At 68.1% G+C, this 17,628-nt stretch carries 15 protein-coding genes; 5 read left to right on the top strand and 10 right to left on the bottom strand.

Going from position 1 to position 17,628, the window contains the following annotated elements; all coding sequences use genetic code 11:
• Together ACEN96_RS21300 and ACEN96_RS21295 are read left to right on the top strand one after the other, a co-directional pair.
• Positions 1-2,379 (top strand): RHS repeat domain-containing protein, encoded by a 2,379-nt coding sequence (locus tag ACEN96_RS21300; protein WP_495585049.1) that lies wholly within the window; start codon positions 1-3, stop codon positions 2,377-2,379.
• Entirely contained in the window at positions 2,367-2,822 is a 456-nt protein-coding gene (locus ACEN96_RS21295; RefSeq protein ID WP_495585048.1) for a hypothetical protein, read from the top strand. Before ACEN96_RS21300 ends, ACEN96_RS21295 begins: the two co-directional genes overlap by 13 nt.
• Positions 2,823-2,992: 170 nt before the next feature.
• On the opposite strand, the gene ACEN96_RS21290 is transcribed toward ACEN96_RS21295, so the two are convergent.
• Complete coding sequence (locus ACEN96_RS21290; RefSeq protein WP_495588654.1) at positions 2,993-3,253, bottom strand: prolyl oligopeptidase family serine peptidase; 261 nt, start codon at positions 3,251-3,253, stop codon at positions 2,993-2,995.
• Between the two features lie 35 nt (positions 3,254-3,288).
• Here ACEN96_RS21290 and ACEN96_RS21285 point away from each other — a divergent pair, with 35 nt between their 5' ends.
• On the top strand, positions 3,289-3,603 hold the full coding sequence (locus ACEN96_RS21285) for a hypothetical protein (RefSeq protein ID WP_495585047.1): 315 nt from the start codon (positions 3,289-3,291) through the stop codon (positions 3,601-3,603).
• 1,103 nt (positions 3,604-4,706) lie between these two features.
• Here ACEN96_RS21285 and ACEN96_RS21280 read toward each other — a convergent pair.
• Positions 4,707-5,318 (bottom strand): DinB family protein, encoded by a 612-nt coding sequence (locus tag ACEN96_RS21280; RefSeq protein ID WP_495585046.1) that lies wholly within the window; start codon positions 5,316-5,318, stop codon positions 4,707-4,709.
• 69 nt (positions 5,319-5,387) lie between these two features.
• Here ACEN96_RS21280 and ACEN96_RS21275 point away from each other — a divergent pair, with 69 nt between their 5' ends.
• Complete coding sequence (locus ACEN96_RS21275) at positions 5,388-5,633, top strand: DUF3297 family protein (RefSeq protein ID WP_495585045.1); 246 nt, start codon at positions 5,388-5,390, stop codon at positions 5,631-5,633.
• Positions 5,634-5,636: 3 nt separating this feature from the next.
• Here the strand turns inward: ACEN96_RS21275 and ACEN96_RS21270 are convergent, their stop codons facing one another.
• The 7 genes from ACEN96_RS21270 to ACEN96_RS21240 form a co-directional block, all read right to left on the bottom strand.
• A complete protein-coding gene (locus tag ACEN96_RS21270) occupies positions 5,637-7,028 on the bottom strand; it encodes a sensor histidine kinase (RefSeq protein ID WP_495585044.1) in 1,392 nt (463 codons plus the stop codon).
• Entirely contained in the window at positions 7,025-8,362 is a 1,338-nt protein-coding gene (locus tag ACEN96_RS21265) for a sigma-54-dependent transcriptional regulator (RefSeq protein WP_495585043.1), read from the bottom strand. Before ACEN96_RS21265 ends, ACEN96_RS21270 begins: the two co-directional genes overlap by 4 nt.
• Before the next feature lie 42 nt (positions 8,363-8,404).
• Positions 8,405-9,637, bottom strand: a complete 1,233-nt coding sequence (locus tag ACEN96_RS21260; RefSeq protein WP_495585042.1) for an ABC transporter permease — start codon at positions 9,635-9,637, stop codon at positions 8,405-8,407.
• A gap of 48 nt (positions 9,638-9,685) precedes the next feature.
• Entirely contained in the window at positions 9,686-10,999 is a 1,314-nt protein-coding gene (locus ACEN96_RS21255) for an ABC transporter permease (protein ID WP_495585041.1), read from the bottom strand.
• Positions 11,000-11,017: 18 nt separating this feature from the next.
• Positions 11,018-12,349, bottom strand: a complete 1,332-nt coding sequence (locus ACEN96_RS21250; RefSeq protein WP_495585040.1) for a TolC family outer membrane protein — start codon at positions 12,347-12,349, stop codon at positions 11,018-11,020.
• Between the two features lie 10 nt (positions 12,350-12,359).
• Positions 12,360-13,085, bottom strand: a complete 726-nt coding sequence (locus ACEN96_RS21245; protein ID WP_495585039.1) for an ABC transporter ATP-binding protein — start codon at positions 13,083-13,085, stop codon at positions 12,360-12,362.
• 93 nt (positions 13,086-13,178) lie between these two features.
• Positions 13,179-14,504, bottom strand: a complete 1,326-nt coding sequence (locus tag ACEN96_RS21240) for an efflux RND transporter periplasmic adaptor subunit (RefSeq protein ID WP_495585038.1) — start codon at positions 14,502-14,504, stop codon at positions 13,179-13,181.
• 271 nt (positions 14,505-14,775) lie between these two features.
• Between ACEN96_RS21240 and ACEN96_RS21235 the strand changes: the two genes are divergently transcribed.
• Positions 14,776-15,723, top strand: a complete 948-nt coding sequence (locus tag ACEN96_RS21235; RefSeq protein WP_495585037.1) for an Ig-like domain-containing protein — start codon at positions 14,776-14,778, stop codon at positions 15,721-15,723.
• Between the two features lie 2 nt (positions 15,724-15,725).
• Here the strand turns inward: ACEN96_RS21235 and ACEN96_RS21230 are convergent, their stop codons facing one another.
• A complete protein-coding gene (locus ACEN96_RS21230; RefSeq protein ID WP_495585036.1) occupies positions 15,726-17,558 on the bottom strand; it encodes a glutamine--tRNA ligase/YqeY domain fusion protein in 1,833 nt (610 codons plus the stop codon).
• Positions 17,559-17,628: the final 70 nt, after the last annotated feature.

Below are 17,628 nucleotides of genomic sequence, written 5' to 3'. Positions count from 1 at the left end.
ATGAAGCGAGAAGACAGGCACTCGAAGTGCCGGAGCGCGATCGCGTCTGCGATCGCCGCAGGCCTCACCGCGATCGCATCGATCGCTCACGCAGCGACGCTGCCGCCACCGCCGGTCTCGCCCGCGCCGGTGACGGACTACGAGTACGACGCCAAGGGAAACCCAACCAAGGTCATCAAGGCCAAGGGTGTTTCCGGCTTTGGCTTCGCGACGTCAAACGCGTACGACGCGCTCGATCGCGTGAAGACCAACATCGACGCTCGCAACGGCGTGACGACGCTGGGCTACGACGGCCTCGATCAGCTCAAGCAGGTCACGGACCCGAGGCAACTGATCACCTCATACCAGCGCAATGGCTTGGGCGATCTGAACCAGCTCACCAGCCCCGACACCGGCACCGCCAACAGCACCTTCGACGCGAACGGCAACCTGCTCACGCGGACCGACAGCCGTGGTGTGCTCGGTACCTACGGCTACGACGACCTGGATCGGATGACCTCGGCGGTCTACGCGAAGAGCGGTCAGCCGACGCTGAGCTACTCGTGGACCTACGACCAAAAGGACGGCGTCTTCGGTTTCGGGGTCGGCCGTCTCACCACGGCCACCAGTCCTGCCGGGAACACCAAGTACGGCTACGACGGTTTCGGTCGAGTGACCAACGTGATCCAGACCGTTGGCTCGGCGGTGCTCACCACCCGCTACGGCTACGACTTGGCCGGACACGTCACCAACATCACGTATCCCTCGGGACGCGTGCTGACCATCGCTTATGTCAACGGCCTGCCGGTCAGCATGAGCCTGGCCAAAGACGCGAGCAGCACAGCCAGCCCGCTGATCAGCCAGATCCAGTGGACTTCCTTTGGCGCTCTACAGAGCTGGCAGATGCAGCTGAACTCCGGCGCCAAAGCGCAGGAGAGGATCTACGACCAATACGGACGCCTCGTCCGTTACCCGCTGGGCTCGGTGGTGCGCGACATCACCTACGACGCAGCCGATCGCATCGCCAGCTACACGCACCTGGATGCCACGACAGGCCAGGTGACCGCCGAAGCCCAGGCGATGAACCAGAGCTTCAGCTATGACGAGATGGGCCGGCTCACCGGCATCGTCACGCCGGCCAACTCCTGGACCATCGGCTACGACGCCAACGGCAACCGGACCAGCGTCAAGCTCAACGCCACGACGCGGACCTACACCACGGCCAGCAACAGCAACCGGCTCACGAGCATCGCCAATCCCACGCGAAGCTTCGGCTACGACGCGGCGGGCAACACGCTGAGCGACACCGGGCTCGCCTACACGACGACGATCCGGCTGGACAACCGGCTTGGCACGCTCACCAAGAACGGCCTGACGACGACCTACCAGTACGACGCCGGCGGGCAGCGCGTGCACAAGGAGCACAGCGTGGGGCTGCGGGACTTCGCGTACGACCAGCAAGGGCATCTGCTGGGCGAGTACAACACCGCTGGTGTCGTGCAGGAATTCGTCTGGCTGGGCGACACGCCCGTGGCGGTGATCGTTGGTTCCGTGGCGTCGCCGCTGCCTCTGCTCGCGTACGCGGATCACCTGGACGCGCCGCGGGTGCTCATCGACAAGACCGGTGCCGCGCGCTGGCGCTGGATCAGCGAGCCCTTCGGCACGACGCAACCGGAGCAAGCGCCGGCGGGGCTCTCACCGATCACGTTCAACCTGCGCTTCCCGGGGCAGTATTACGACAGCGAGTCCGGGCTGAACTACAACTACTTCCGGGACTATGACGGGACGACCGGAAGATATGTCCAAAGCGACCCCATTGGCCTTGCGGGGCGAAGCTACTCGACATACACATATGCACGGTCGCGCCCAACGCAACTCGTCGACCCCTCTGGCCTGCGACCACTAACGGACAACGAGAAAACCTTCCTTCGCTCCCATTTTGGCAGCTGCCTAGACTCCGTCCTTTCCACATTTGACGTCAACGTTCGGACGATTGGTGACACTCGGCGGGCTGTCTCACTTGATAAAGGCTTCATCTCTTTCCCACAGTCGTACTTTCAGGACCAAGACCCTGCGAAGGAGCTGAACCTGTCATCTCCGCGCGTCGCTTCGATAATGGGCCATGAATCGCTGCATCAACTTCAACGGCTGAATGGCATCAACGTGACGGGACAGGCCGCGCTTCTGCAGTTGAAGGCGTCACTCGGAATCTCGGACCCCTATTCGTATTCGAGTTCGGACGACCCGCAGACGATGTTGGGTACGTACAAGACGGGAAACGTAGAGCAGCAAGGGCAGCTCTTTGAGGACTACCTGTTCATTCGTCTGTCTGGAGGCGATTTCGCGCGATACCAAGCGATCGCAGACTATGTGAAGGACAACTGCTCATGCTCAAAATGAAAACCCTGCGCAACATCATCATCCTCGCGCAGTTCGTGTTACTAGCCGCTTGCACTAAGCAGTGGTTCCTTGAAATTGAGCGGTGGGACGCCGCCATGGGACCCGTCTTTTGCTTGAACGAAGGCGGGGAATGTGGCAAGCGAGGGGTGCAGCTGCACTTCATTTCTGTGACGGAGGCGGGCTCCAAGGGGGCTATCGGACGGACTGTCTGGCAGATTCAAAACGTCACCGACAAGGATGGCCAAGCCACCCTCACAACGCTGGCATATGGCGAGGTCCCAGCGGGGTGGGCCGAGGTAACGAAGGCACAGCGTCTGCTTTCAGACACGTATTACTCAATCAACGAAGAGTATTACTTCATACGCGACGCGAGCTACAGGTACTCGGTTCTCTCGCGCGACGAGTACTTCTCGCGACGGCAAGCGGAGAGTTCGCAGAAATAGGTCGAATTGAGTTGCTTGGTCCGATGACGTGCATTCACGATGCAGTCAATTTCTAGCCAGGGGCGCGGCCGTTATCGTGGTTCTGCTGGTCGGCGACGTTTTTTCCTTATGGCACAGCGGAAATGAAATGGGCCTGCAATCGCAGGCCCATTCTTTAATTCCTCAGGAACTTACTTCCCTTCGCGCTTCCCAGTGGTTTTTCGAGGTTTGTCATACCGCTTCAGCCACTCGAAGAACTCCCCATGCCAGAGCTTCGAGTCCCGCGGCTTCATGACCCAATGGTTCTCATCCGGGAACCACACCAGCCTGGCGTCCACCCCTTGCGCCTTCAGCGTGTTGTAGTACGCCAACCCCTGCGCATCCGGCACTCGGTAATCCAACTGCCCGTGGGTCACCAGCGTCGGGGCGTTGAAATGCTGGACATACCCGATCGTGCAAAGAGCTGAACGAATTCTTCGCGAAGAACTTGGCGCTGTACCAGTCCAACCTCAAGAGCGCAAACTATTGGTCAGCGCAGGGGAACCAAGCATCGGCCAACTTGGCATTGCACGATGCATACTTCGCTCTGGGGTTTGCGTTGCACCCCATCATGGATAACACCTCGCCGGCGCATTCGGGGTTTCAAAAATGGAGTAACAGCGATGCTCCCCGGCACGGCGTGTTTCCTACGTCCAATGAGAATGTGAATGGCCTGACGCCCGCGTTGCAGCAGAAGACCATCGACGACATCTATCGCGCGATGTCATCCGGTGTCGGCGTCAATTGCGACTGCTCAAACTAAGGATGGGCAGTGGAGAGCTTTGCCTACATCTACTCGACCTTGTTGCTTCTGACGATATGTGAGGGCCTTGGATTTATCGCCTGTCTGAAAGTCATGCGGCTTCGCAGACTATGGGCTGTGGTGTCCGCGGTATTCGCTATCGGTGCGGTGGGCCTTGGCGCATATGAACTAGTGTTTAGAGGTGTAGATAGTCTGTTCTGGACGTTCGCCGTCATCATCCCTGCCGCAGTCTGCTGTGTATTGGCTTGGCTGTCGGCTCGCGGGCGCTAACGGGCTGCTGAAATACTGATTCCAGGACGTGGCGCCAAGAATGTTGACCTCATAGAACAGCCTGCACGCGATTTGTTTGTACCTGCCAAGGGGTGAGGCACCCCTGCATGGAGACTATCGAGTTTCCTTATAAACCAGATTCGTGATCATGAAAAATGAACAGTGGCAAATGTTCTTTACTGTCTGCGTCCAGGTTCTAGGCGAGGGGCGAAGAATGGCGGCAGCTAGCCCTTCGTGGTGTGCATGGACTACATTCGGAAGCCTATCGACAGACATTCACTATTGGACCTCCGGCTTGCCGGCGTTAAATGACATTAATACTGAATTCATAGGCGACAGCGGAGTGTGGGGGCAGCCATTTCTTTACAAGGATCTCGCGCACATAATCATCCCAAAAGAGTTTTTTTTGGGAGAGCCTGGACGAAGGTAAATACGAGAGTGGCGTGAAGATTCAGGATATTTTCAGATTGTCGAGAGAGTTGCAAATCACGGGCATCCCTCATCGTTTGACTGATATCTTATTGGAAATGAAGTTATATTAAATTTCTGCTTGCGTTTTTTTTGGCAGATGACCTCCCGATAGATATGCATCGGCGCGCCTCTCGAAATTGGAGTTGATGAGATCCGTGATTTCCTTTTCCGAGCTCAGGAAATTGCCAACGCGACGATTCTTAAGCGCTGCGGTGAGCTCTCATGGATGATCAACGTCCATGTGGGCGGAAAACTCGTCGAGTCCGTGTTTGGCGGCGATGCCGACTCCCCCGATTCGGGATTGATATAGGAATCTGACGCGGCATGTCAGGCTCTCCTGGAATCAGTATTTCAGCAGCCTGCTAGGTCTGACGAGACTCGTAACGAAATCGTGGTTCGGGATTGCTTTGAGCCGAGTTCTTTGAAGATGCATCGCCCGCGTCCAACTGCCCGAGCAGCCACTGCAGCCCCGCCAGGTGCTGCTGGTCGTGGCTGCACAGGTAGTGGATCAACGCCTTGAAGGTCAGCGGGCCATAGCCCTCGAAGCGCGCGCGGCGCGTCAGCTGCTCGGGCGTGACCGCGGCCAGCATCGCCAGCGTTTCGGTCCGCGCCGCCGTGAAGGCGGCCAGCGCGGCCGCCGCGTCGTCCTCGCCGTAGCGGCGATCGCGCGCCAGCGCGTCCGTGTCCAGCGAAGGCAGCAGCGGATCGTCCTCCGCCAGCGTGCGGCGGATGCGCTGCTGATAGCCCTCGATCTCGATGTCGCGCACATGGCAGACCTGCTCGATCGCGGTCAGCGGCTCGCTCGGCACGCCGTCCCAGGACGGCGGCGCCCAATGCCGGGCCTCGGCCGGGAAGAGCGCGAAATGCGCGGCGAGCTGGGCGGGGAAGTCCGCCAGCGCCTTCAGCGTGATGGCATCGATGGCGGAGGAGGACGAGGAGAAGGTCTCGGGGAGGGGATGTGCGGCGGCGTTCATGCGGGCGATGTTAGGGCGCTCGTCTGCGGGACAATGCCGCGTTTTCGGATTCCCCTGCACGAACCTGTCATGAGCGACACCACCCGCCCCGAACTGCCCGACCACCTGTCCATCGACCCGCGCAGCCCGCACCACGACGCCGCGGTCTTCGAGCACGACATCGGCATCCTCTTCAACGGCAAGGAGCGCCGCGACGTCGAGGAGTACTGCGTCTCCGAAGGCTGGATCAAGGTCCCGGCCGGCCGCACGCTCGACCGCAAGGGTCAGCCGCTGATGATCAAGCTCAAGGGCAAGGTCGAAGCCTTCTACAAATGAGCCTCACGCGCGCGGCCAGCTGATCGCCACCCACAGGCCGCCGCCCTCGCGGTTGCCCATCGCGATCCGGCCGCCGTGGGCCTCGGCGATCTCGCGCGACAGCGCCAGGCCAAGCCCGCTGCCGCTGCGCTTGGTCGAATAGAACGGCAGCAGCGCCTGCGACAGCTGCGCCTCGGTCATCCCCGGGCCGCGGTCGCCGATCTCGATGCGCCAGTCCTCGCGCGGCGCGCTGACGGCCAGGCTCACGCCGTCCGGCGCGCTGCCGGACTCATGCGCGTTCTTCAGCAGGTTGATCAGCGCCTGCGCCATCTGCGCCGCGTCGAAGCGGCCCGGCGCCGCGGGCAGCGCGCCCGTCAGCGTGAACGGGTAATGCGCGCCCAGCGATTCGATGAACGGCCCCCAGTCCACCGGCGCCAGCGCGGGCGCGGGCAGCTTCGCGAAACGCGCGTAGCCGGCCAGGAAGGCATGCAGGTGCTGCGCGCGCTCGCCGATGCTGGCGAAGACACCGGGCACGCGCTCGTGCTGGCCGCGCCGCGCCAGCTCCGCGCCGCTGTGCGCCAGCGACGAGATCGGCGCCAACGAGTTGTTCAGCTCATGGCTGATCACGCGGATCACGCGCTTCCAGCTCGCGACCTCCTGCCGCGACAGCTCGCGCGTCATGCGCCGCAGCAGCCGCAGCCGATGCGGCTGGCCCTGCAGCCGGAAGTCCCGCGTCGACAGGTGGAAACGCTCCTCCTGCCCATCCAGCCCGACGCTGAACAACCCGTCCTGCGCGCCGGCCAGCGCCAGCCGCAGGTCCTGCGGCGCCTCGGCGAGCACCTCGTCCAGCGAGCGCCCCGCCAGGCTGCGCCCCTGGTCCATCAGCTGCCGCGCGGCGATGTTGGCGTAGGCGATGCGCTCCTGCGCGTCGGTCAGCACCAGCGCCACCGGCGTGTTCTGCACCACGGTGTCGAGCAGCAACTCCCGCTGCGCCAGGTGCCGGCGCTGCTCGCGCAGCGCCTGGCCCAGCTCGCTGTGCAGCCGCATCAGGCTGGACAGCTCCGACAGGCCGCCCGGCGCGTCGGCGGCGATGGCGCTGCCGAACTCGCCGTCGCGGTAGCTGAGCACCGTGCTCTCCAGCGCCCGCAGCAGGCTGGCAAGCGGCATCAGCAGCAGGCTGGCCAGGCCCCAGGCGATCGGCAGCATCAGCGCGAAGCTGAGCGCGAGCGCCCCCCAGCTCCACGGCGCCAACGGCGTGCGCCCCAGCGCGGCCATCAACTGCGGCACCGGCCACAGCGTCAGCGTCATGTGGATCAGCACCGCCGCGATGGCGGCGGCGACCAGGCACAGCGCCAGCCGCAGATGCAGCGAGCGGTGCCAGCCCGCGCGTCGCTCCGCCCGTGGCGCTTCCTTCATCCGGCGTCCAGCCCGTAGCGTTCCATGCGCCGGTACAGCGCCTGGCGCGACAGCCCCAGCGACTGCGCCGCGCGGCTCACGACGCCCGAGGCCGCCTCGAGCGCCGCCACCACCGACTCGCGGCTGGGCTCGTCCAGGTTGCGCGAGGCCAGTGGCGCCGCGGCCGGCAGCGCCAGGTCGGCCTCGCCGATCACGCGGCCCGGCGCCAGCAGCGCCGCGCGCTCGATCGCGTTCTTCAGCTCGCGCACGTTGCCCGGCCACGGATGCGCCAGCAGCGCCTCGCGCGCGCCGTCGCTCAGCGCCGCGCGCCCGGCCAGGAAATGCTCGGCCAGCGGCAGGATGTCCTGCGGCCGCTCGGCCAGGCCCGGCAGCGCGACCTCGATCACGTTGAGCCGGTAGTACAGGTCCTCGCGGAAGGCGCCGGCGCGCACCATCGCGCGCAGGTCCGAATTGGTCGCCGAGATCACCCGCACCGTCGTCTGCCGCGTGCGGCTCGAGCCCAGGCGCTCGAAGCGGCCGGTCTCCAGCACGCGCAGCAGCTTGACCTGGCCGGCCAGCGGCAGGTTGCCGATCTCGTCGAGGAACAGCGTGCCGCCGTCCGCCTTCTCGAAGCGGCCCTCGCGCGCGCTGGCCGCGCCGGTGAAGGCGCCGCTCTCCGCGCCGAAGAGCTCGGCCTCGATCAGCTCGCCCGGCAGCGCGCCGCAGTTGACCGCGACGAAGGGGCCGTCCGCGACCGCCGAGTTCGCGTGCACGATGGCCGCGATGCGCTCCTTGCCGCTGCCGTTGGGCCCCGTCACCAGCACCGACGCCGCCGAGCGCGCGACCTGGCAGGCCAGCTCCAGGCAGCGCGTCAGCGCCGGCGACTCGAACACCAGTCCGTCGAGCTGGTAGCGGCGGCGCAGCTCGTCACGCCGCTGGCGCTGCTCATGGCGGCTCTCGCGCAGCGCGCGGCCGTTCTCCGCCAGCTCCAGCAGGTTCTCGACCGTGGCCAGCAGCTTGGCGTCGTCCCAGGGCTTGGAGAGATAGTCCGCCGCGCCGGCCTTCACCAGCGCCACGGCCTGCTCCAGCTGCGTCCACGCGGTGAGCAGGATGATGGGCAGGTCCGGATGGCGCTCGCGCAGGCGCTGGAACAGCGCGCGGCCTTCCTCGCCCGAGGTCGTGTCGGCGCTGAAGTTCATGTCCTGGATCACCAGGTCCACGCGCCGCTGGCCCAGCAGCGCCATGCCCTCGGCCGGCGAGGCCGCGTACAGCGGCTCGATGTCGTGCAGCGAGAGCAGCAGCGACAGCGCCTCGCCGACACCGGCGTGGTCATCGATGATCAGGACGGTCCTCATGGGTGGCGCAGCATATCGGATGACACGGATCCCGCGCGCGGCTCAACCGCCGCGCAGCGCGGCCACCGGCGGCAGCGCCGCGGCCCGGCGCGCCGGCGCCAGCACCGCGATCTGGCCGAGGGCCCACAGCGCCAGCGCACCCGCCGGCAGGTAGACCCAGGGCAGCCGCGGCAGCTCGTAGGTCCGCATCAGCAGCAGGCTGATGCCGTAGGCGCCGATCATCCCGAGCACGATGCCCACCGTGGACAGCAGCAGGTTCTCGGTCTGGAAGTAGCGCAGGATCTGGCCGCGCGTGGCGCCCAGCGCGCGGCGCGTGCCGATCATCCGCGTGCGCTGCTGCACCCAGAAGCTGGCCAGGCCCACGATGCCGAAGGCCGTCACCACCAGCAGGCCCACGCACACGCCGGCCAGCAGCTGGATCATCGAGCGGTCCTGGCGGTAGTAGTTCGCGCGCAGCTTGAGCATGGTGTCCTGGTCGCGGATCACGCGGCGCAGGCCCGGGCTGTTGGCCAGCAGCTTGCCGGTGGCGGCTTTCAGCACCGCCTCGCGGTCGGCGCCGGGCGCGACGCGGATCACGAAGCTGCCGCCGCGGAAGCTCGGCTGCACCGGGAACATCATCGTGTGCAGCGTGTTCTCGTCCTGCGAGCCCGGACTGGGCGAGGCCAGCTCCCGCACGACGCCGACGACGCGCTGCGGCTGGTCGCCATAGACGTAGATCGCCTTGCCCAGCGCCGATTCGCCGGGCCACAGCCGCTCCGCCAGCCGCTTGTTGACGATGACCGCCGGCACGCGCGGATTGGGGTCGTTGTCCAGCGACGAGTTCGCGACGTACTCGGTGGGCTCGAAATCGCGGCCCTCGACCAGCTCCAGGTCCATGGTGCGGATGAAGTCGCGCCCCGTCTGATAGTGGCCGGCGACCACGCGGCTGGGCTGGGTGGTGTCCGGGCTGAGCCGCACGCCGGAGTTGTTGGAATTGCGGCCGTACGGGTACTGGTTGGTCAGCGTCACCGAGGCCACGCCCGGCAGCTGCCGCAGCGCGGCCAGGTCGGACTGCGTCTGCGGCTCGGGGTTCTCGACCCGCGCCATGCTGGACAGCGAGAACATCACCAGCTCCGGCTCGGCCATGCCGGTGTCGGCGGTGATGCGCTCGATGCGCTGGAAGATCAGGAACAGCGCGTTGCACACGATGGCGCAGGTCAGCGCGATCTGCAGCACGATGAGCCCGGCGGCGGTCTTGTGACGCTTGAGCGTCGAGAGGATGGGCAGGATGTCCATGGGGAAGGCTCCTCGGCGCGGCGGCGGCCGCGCCACTGGGTCATTCGGTCACTGGGTCTTGAGCTGGATGGCGGGCGTGATCTGGCAGGCGCGCCACGCCGGCAGCAGCCCGGCGAGCACGCTGGCCGCCAGCGACACGCCCAGCGTCGTGGCCAGCATCGGCCAGTCGAGCTGCGCCAGCTGGGCGTAATCGGACGGGTTCTGCCGCACCACCCACAGGCCGGCCCAGGTCAGCGCCAGGCCCAGCAGGCCACCGGCCAGCCCCAGCGTGCCCGCCTCGACCAGGAACTGCAGGAAGATCTGCCGCCGCGGCGCGCCGAGCGCGCGCCGCACGCCGATCTCGCCGCTGCGGCGCAGGCACTTGGCCAGCAGCAGGCCCACCGTGTTGGTCAGGCACACCGCCAGGAAGCCGAAGGCCAGCCACACCTGCAGCTTGATGTCGCTGGGCACCACCTTCTGAAGCGTCAACCACGCCATCACGCTGCTGAGCCGCGGATTGGACGGGCGCTCGAAGCGGCCGGCCTCGCGCTGCTGGTCCGAGTACTGCGTCAGGTAGGTCCTGTAGTCGGCGACCTGCTGCGGCGTGTCGAGCTGCACCCAGTACTGCAGCCAGGCGCAGGGCGCGTTGGGCGCGCGGGGGTCGACGCCATCGGTGCGGCCCCAGCAGTTCATGTTGCCGGAGGCGCCCAGGCGCAGCGACAGCGAGGTGCTCAAGGGCACATAGACGTCGGCCGGCTTCGCATAGGCGCCCAGCGTCAGGTCGAAGTAGTGCGGCGCCGGGCGCCACGGCTTGAGCACGCCCACCACGGTGAAGTCCTTGTCGCGCAGCCGCACGGTCTTGCCGCGGCTGTCCTGGCCGCCGAAGAGCCGGTCGTTCAGGGTGCTCGAGATCACCGCCACGCGGGCCTCCGCGCCGTCGTCGGCGGCGGACCAGCCGTTGCCGTAGCGGAAGGGCGCCTCGAACATCGCGAAGAAGTCCGCCGAGGTCCAGCGTCCGCCGGTGAAGAACGGCGGCTGCGCCGCGTCGCCGGAGCCGGCCGGATCGACCGCGATGAAGGCGCCGGTCATCATCACCTGGCGCACGCCGCGCTTCTCGCGCAGCAGCGCCTCGGCGTCGAAGCGCGTGAGCTGCAGCTCGGGCTCGTCGCCCGGCTTCCAGTCGCGCCTGGACTCGGCGTCCAGCTGCACGTTGAAGAGGCGGCCGCTCTTGTCCGGGATCGGATCGCCGGACATGACGTGGAACAGCGTCAGCGTCGTCATGCAGGCGGCCACGCCCATCGCGATCGACAGCAGCATCAGCGCGGTCAGGCCGCGATGGCTGCGGAAGGCGCGCAGGGCCAGTTCGAGGTAGTAGGTCAGCATCGGGGGTCCCCTCTCATCTCATCGGGCCGCCGTCACCGCGGCGGGCGCCGGGTCCAGCAGCGTGTTGACGGCGGCCAGCTGCGGCTCGCCGAGCGCGCCGGCCGCCTGCTGCAGCAGCAGCTTGGACAGCACGTAGCGGTGGCGCGCCTGCTCCCAGGCATTGCGGGCGTTGCTCTGCGTCTGGATCGCCAGCAGCAGGTCGGTCATCGAGCGCGCGCCCAGGTCCAGGCCGCTGCGCGTGGAGGCCAGCGCCTTGTCCGCCGCCTGCACCGCTGCGCCGGCGGTGCGCATCTGGCTCAGCGCCGACAGCACCGCCTGGTACTGCGCCTGCGTCTCGCGCGTCATCGCGCGGCGCGCGCCCTCCAGGTCGTCGCGCAGCTGCTCGCGCTGGAACACGGCCTGGCGTTTCTGCGATTCGGTCGCGCCGCCGGCCAGCAGCGGGATGGTCAGCTTCAGGCCGACCGTGGTGTTGTAGCGGCCGGCGACGTCGCTGCCCACGGCCGAGCCCGACAGCCGCTGGCCGTCCAGGCCGGCGCTCAGCGTCGGCAGGTGCGCGGCGCGGGCGGCGGCCACGCGTTGGTCGCCGGCGGTCACCGCCAGCGACGCCGCCTGCAGCGAGGGGTTGTCGCGCAGCGCCTGCGTCACCCAGGCCTGAGGATCGGCGGGATCGGGCATCAGCATCGCGAGCTCGGGCGCCAGCGGATGCAGCGCGCCGGGCATCTGGCCGGTGAGCTGCGCCAGCGCCTGGCGCGCGTCGAGCAGTGCCTCCTGCGCCTGCGCGGTGCCGCCGCGCGCCAGCTCGAAATAGGCGCGCGCCTGCTCGACATCGAGCGAGGCCGACAGCTTGGCCTCGAAGCGCGATTGCGCCTGCGCGACCTGCTGGCCGTAGGCGTCCTCGATGGCCTGCGCGGTGGTCAGCGCGGCCTGCGCCGTCAGCACGCCGAAGTAGGCGCGGGCGACACGGGCGCAGAGGTCGGCCTCGGCGGCGCGCACGCGCGCGCCTTCGGCGTCGGCCAGCGTCCGCGCCGCATCCCAGCTGCGCAGCTGGCTCAGGTCGACCAGCACCTGGGTCAGGCTGTGCGTGATACCGTGGGTGAGGCCATGCTGCCGGGCGCCGCCATCCTGGCGCTGCTCGCTCAGCTGCGCGGACCACTGCGGCAGCAGCGGCGCGCGGGCCTGGACGGCGAGCTCCCGCTGCTGCCCCAGCACCGAGCGCGCGCCCGCCAGCACCGGGTCGGCGGCGCGGGCCTGCGCATAGACCTCGAGCAGGTCCTCGGCGGCGGCCGGCAGGCAGCAGCCGGCGCACAGCGCGGCCACGGCCAGCGCCGCCAGTCTCGAAGGGAAGGACATGCGCATGGACTCAGGCCGACGCGGCGGAGGGGGCGGCGCGCAGCAGCGCGGGATCCATGTGCAGCTCGGCGGCGATGTCGACGACCTGGCCGTCGATCACATGCACGTTGCGCTGCGCGCGGGCGGCGAGCTGCGGATCGTGCGTGACCATCACGATGGTGGCGCCGTCGCGGTGCAGCTCCTCGAGCAGGTCCATCACGCTGCGCGCCATCGCGCTGTCCAGGTTGCCGGTGGGCTCGTCGGCGAGCAGCAGGCGCGGTTCGCCGGCCAGCGCGCGGGCGATGGCCACGCGCTGCTGCTGGCCGCCGGAGAGCTCGGCGGGGTAGTGGCGCTCGCGCGCGGACAGGCCGACGCGGGCCAGCGCCTCGCGGGCGCGGCGCTGGCGCTCGGCGGACTTCATGCCGCGGTAGCGCAGCGGCACCTCGATGTTGTCCAGCACATTCAGGTCGGGGATCAGGTTGAAGGCCTGGAAGATGAAGCCGATCTTCTCGTTGCGCATGCGCGAGCGCTGCGTGTCGTTCATGCCGCTGACGTCGACGCCGTCGAGCTCGTAGCGGCCGCCGCTGAAGGCCTCCAGCAGGCCGGCGATGGTCAGGAAGGTGGTCTTGCCCGAGCCCGACGGCCCGGTCACGGCGACGAACTCGCCTTCGCGCACCTGCAGGTTGAAGTCGCGCAGGGCGTAGGTCTCGATCATTTCGGTGCGGTAGACCTTGGAGAGCGATTGCATCTTCAGCATGGGAGTCCTCACGGGGCGGTGATGGCGGTGGTTCGCGGGTTGTCCGGGGATTTCGCGGAAATCGGAATGGGGGGCGGGGCGTGGGGCGGCGCGTCAGGGGCTCAGCGTGACGCGCTCGGCGCCGTCGAAGGCCTGGGCGCCGGAGACCACGATGCGGTCGCCGGGCTTGAGGCCCTCCAGGATCTCGACCTTGGACAGGCTCTGCGCGCCCAGCCGGATCGGACGCTTCACCGCCTGGCCGTCCTCCACGACGTAGGCGAAGCGGCCGCCGCCGTCCTCGACGAAGCTGCCGCGGGCGACGGTCAGCGCCTTCTCGCGGCGGTCCAGCAGCACGCGCACCGACAGGCGCTGGTTCTGGCGCAGCTGGTCGGGCGTGGCGCCGTCGAAGCGCAGGCGCGCGGCGACCTCGTTGTTGACGACCTCGGGCGACACCGAGCTGACCAGGCCGCGCCACTGGCGGCCGTTGCCGGCGATCTCGCCGGGCATGCCGATCGCGAGGTCGCGGGCGAAGCTCTCGGGCACCTGCATCTGCACTTCCAGCGCGCTCAGGTCGACCACCGTCAGCAGGCCGGTGCCGGCGTTGACGTTGGCGCGCTCGGCGACCAGCAACTGGCCGACCTGGCCGTCCACCGGCGAGCGCAGCTGCAGCTCGGTGACCTGGCGTTCCAGGTCCTTCACCAGCAGCTGCTGGCGCTGCAGCGCCTGCTGCTTGGACTGGAGCTCGAACTTCAGGCTGTCGTCCTTCAGGCCCAGGCCCGACTGCGCGTGGGCAGCGGTGATGCGGGCCTTCTCCAGCGCGTCGCGCGCCTTCTCGACCTGCATGCCGGCCACGGCGCCGGCCTCGTAGGCCTTGGTCTGGCGCTCCAGGTCGTTGCGCGCGGTCTGCAGGTCGATGGCGGCGTTCTCGTAGCTCGAGCGCAGCGCGGCGCGCTGCTCGCGGCCATCGACCTCGGCGCGCAGGGCCTCGGTGCGCAGCGCGTCGGCATTGCTCTGCTCCTGCGCGAGCTTGGCGCGCAGGTCGGGACTGTCGATCTCGCCGAGCAACTGCCCCTTGGCGACCTTGTCGCCGGCCTTGACCTTGAGCACCAGGTTGCCGCCGTGCAGCGCGTAGACGGTGGGGCTCATCGCCGCGACGACCTTGCCCTCGCCGGCCACGTCGCGCACCAGCGGGCCGATCTCGACCGCGGCGACCGAGAGCCGCTGCAGGCTCACCGAGTTGCCGCTGCCCATCATCCGCTGCACCGCCGGCGCGGCGGTGACGGCGGCGATCAGCAGCCCCGCGCCGCCCAGCGCCAGCCAGAGGCGGCGGCGGCCGTGGGGGCGGGCAACGGGGCGGTCCTGTGCGGAGGTGTCGCGAATCATGAAGGTGTCCGAGCGGTGGCGCGTGTGATCGATGCCGCACTTGTTCGCAAGCGCCATGCCAGGCGGTCCGCGGGGAGGAATACCTGGGAAATCAAGCACTTGCCGCTCGCGCGTCACGCGCTTGAGGTGTCCGCGGACAGTTCGCGGACGCCGGACGGACGCCGTCCGGGCGGGCGCCGGACAGCGCACCGGCGCGTCGCCCACGCGGACAAGTCGGTCCGACTACCGGAGTCCGTGGGGCGGACGGGTTCGCCTACTGGAGTAGGCAGATGCGCGGACCGCGGGTGAGGCGAACACTTGGGCCTCCTCCCACTCTTCTGGATCCGACATGTTCCGCACTCGACTGCCGATGACCGGGCTGGCGCCGCTGGCCGATGGTTCCGATGACCCCGTGGATGACGCCGCCGATGCCGCCGCGTCCGCGCAGGACGACGACGAGCGCACCCCGCTGATGGCGTTGATGCTCGGCGGGCTGGGCGCTGGCGCGATGGCGGCGGGTTCCGGCGGCGGCGCCGGAGGTGTCCCGGCGGGCATCACCGGCGGCCCCGGCGACGCGAAGCCGGGCGCCATCCCGCTGCCCATCGTGGCGGCGCGGCCGCACGAGCCGGCGCTGGAGGGCGGGACGCCGTCCACGGCGACCGCGGTGCTGGGGCTGCAGCGGATCGCCGCGACCGCCCCGGACGGCCGGCCGCTGACCAATGACGGCACCGTGGCGGTCAGCGGGCTCGAGCCGGACGGCCGCTGGTGGTACAGCTTCGATGGCGGCGCGACCTGGACGCAGGGCGAGTTCGCGACCATCCCGGGCCGGATCGCCGCGGCGACCGGCGACGGTCCGAAGACGGTGCGTGTCTACCAGAGCGACGCGGCCGGGCACGACAGCGCGCAGGCCTGGCTGGACTTCGAGCTCGACACCACGGCCCCGGCCGGGGCGCGGATCTCGCTGGTGAACGACACGGGCCTGTCGGCGACGGACGGCATCACGTCCGATCCGGCGATGCGGATCGACAAGCGCGATCCCACCACGACCGTGCAGATCTCCATCAACAACGGGGCGTTCTTTCCCTGGGCCAGCGACGAGCTTCCCGCCAGCCTGTTCGACCACCTGCAGGGCCGGTACACGGTGTCGGTGGTGCAGGTCGATGCCGCCGGCAATGCCAGCTTCCCGACGACGGTGCTGGTCGAGCTCGACCGGGACTGGCCGCAACCGCCCCATCTGGCGCTGGCGAACGCCGTGATCCCGAACGCCGTCATCCCGAACGCGGTGCTGACCGGCTGACCTTACTTGCCGAAGCTGTCCTTCAGGCCGGTGATCTTGTTGAAGACCGGCGCGTCGGCGCGATGGTCGACGCGATCGGCGACGAAGTAGCCATGACGTTCAAACTGCACCTTCGTATCCGGCGCCGCGTCCTTCAGCGACGGCTCCAGGTAGCCGCGCACGACGCGCTTGGCGCCGGGGTTCAGCAGCTCCAGGAAGTTGCGCTCGCCGGCATCGGGCTGGGCCTCGGTGAACAGGCGGTCATACAGGCGCAGCTCGGCCGCGACGCCCTCATGGGCGCCGACCCAGGTGATCACGCCCTTGACCTTGACCGCATCCGCGCCCGGCGTGCCGCTCTTGGTGTCGGGCACCAGCTTCGCGAGGACGGCGGTGACGGTGCCCTCGGCATCCTTCTCGCAGCCGGTGCATTCGATGACATAGCCGTACTTCAGGCGCGCCTTGTTGCCTGGGAACAGGCGGTGGTAGCCCTTGGGCGGCGTCTCCATGAAGTCCTCGCGCTCGATCCACAGCGTGGGGCCGAGGCTGAAATGGCGCTGGCCCAGTTCCGGCACATGCGGATGGGCGGGGGCGGCGCAAGGCTCGCGGTGCTCGAGCGAGCCGAAGATCTCGGCGTAGTTCTCGAGCTTCAGCGGCACCGGATCCAGCACCACCATCGCGCGGGCGGCCTTCCCTTCAAGGTCGGCGCGCAGGTAGCCGTCCAGCACCGAATAGTCGATCCAGGCGTTGGTCTTGGACGCGCCGGTGCTCTCGACCATCGCGCGGATCGATTCGGGCGTGTAGCCGCGGCGGCGCATGCCCACCAGCGTCGGCATGCGGGGGTCGTCCCAGCCGTCGACGTGCTTCTCCTCGACCAGCTGGCGCAGCTTGCGCTTGGAGGTCACGACGTAGCTCAGGTTGAGGCGGCCGAACTCGTACTGATGGGGCAGCGGGCGGGCCAGCAGGCCGCCCTCGGCCAGGCGCTCGAGCAGCCAGTCGTAGAACGGGCGCTGGTCCTCGAACTCCAGCGTGCAGACGCTGTGGGTGATGCACTCCAGCGCGTCCTCGATCGGATGCGCGTAGGTGTACATCGGGTAGATGCACCACTGGTCGCCGGTGTTGTGGTGCGTCGCGCGGCGGATGCGATACAGCGCCGGGTCGCGCAGGTTGATGTTGGGCGAGGCCATGTCGATCTTCGCGCGCAGCACCATCGCGCCGTCCGGGTGCTTGCCGTCGCGCATCTCGCGCAGGCGGGCGAGGTTCTCTTCGGGAGACCGGTCGCGGAAGGGGCTGTTCTTGCCCGGCGTGCCGAAGTCGCCGCGGTTGGCGCGCATCTCCTCGGGCGTCTGCTCGTCGACGTAGGCCAGGCCCTGCGACACCAGGTACTCGGCGGCGCGGTACATGAAGTCGAAGTAGTTGCTGGCGTAGAAGAGGTGGCTGGTCTCGTGGCCGCGGCCGTCCGGCGCGTCCCAGCTCCAGCCCAGCCACGCGACCATCTCCTTGATCGCGTCGACGTACTCCTGCTCCTCCTTCTCGGGGTTGGTGTCGTCGAAGCGCAGGTGGCACACGCCGTCGTAGTCGCGCGCCAGGCCGAAGTTCAGGCAGATCGACTTGGCATGGCCGATGTGCAGGTAGCCGTTGGGCTCGGGCGGGAAGCGGGTGCGGATCTTCGCGGGATCCAGCGGACCGGCGGCGTGATGGGCCGCGTCGCCCGGACTGCCGCCGAAGTGGCGCGCCGGCTGGAAGCCCTGCTCCAGGTCGCGCTCGATGATGGCGCGCAGGAAGTTGCTGGGCTTGACGGCGGTGGCGTCCGTCTTGTCGGGCGCCGGAGCGGCAGCGGTCTTGTCGTGGCTGGACATCGATGAATGGAGTCTCGAAAGAGGCCGCAGATTCTACGTGGCGCGCTCGAGGCGAGATCCGCGGATGGAG

The organism is Roseateles sp. Mitsp63, from assembly GCF_059491535.1.
This window is presented reverse-complemented; position numbering and strand designations above follow the sequence as displayed.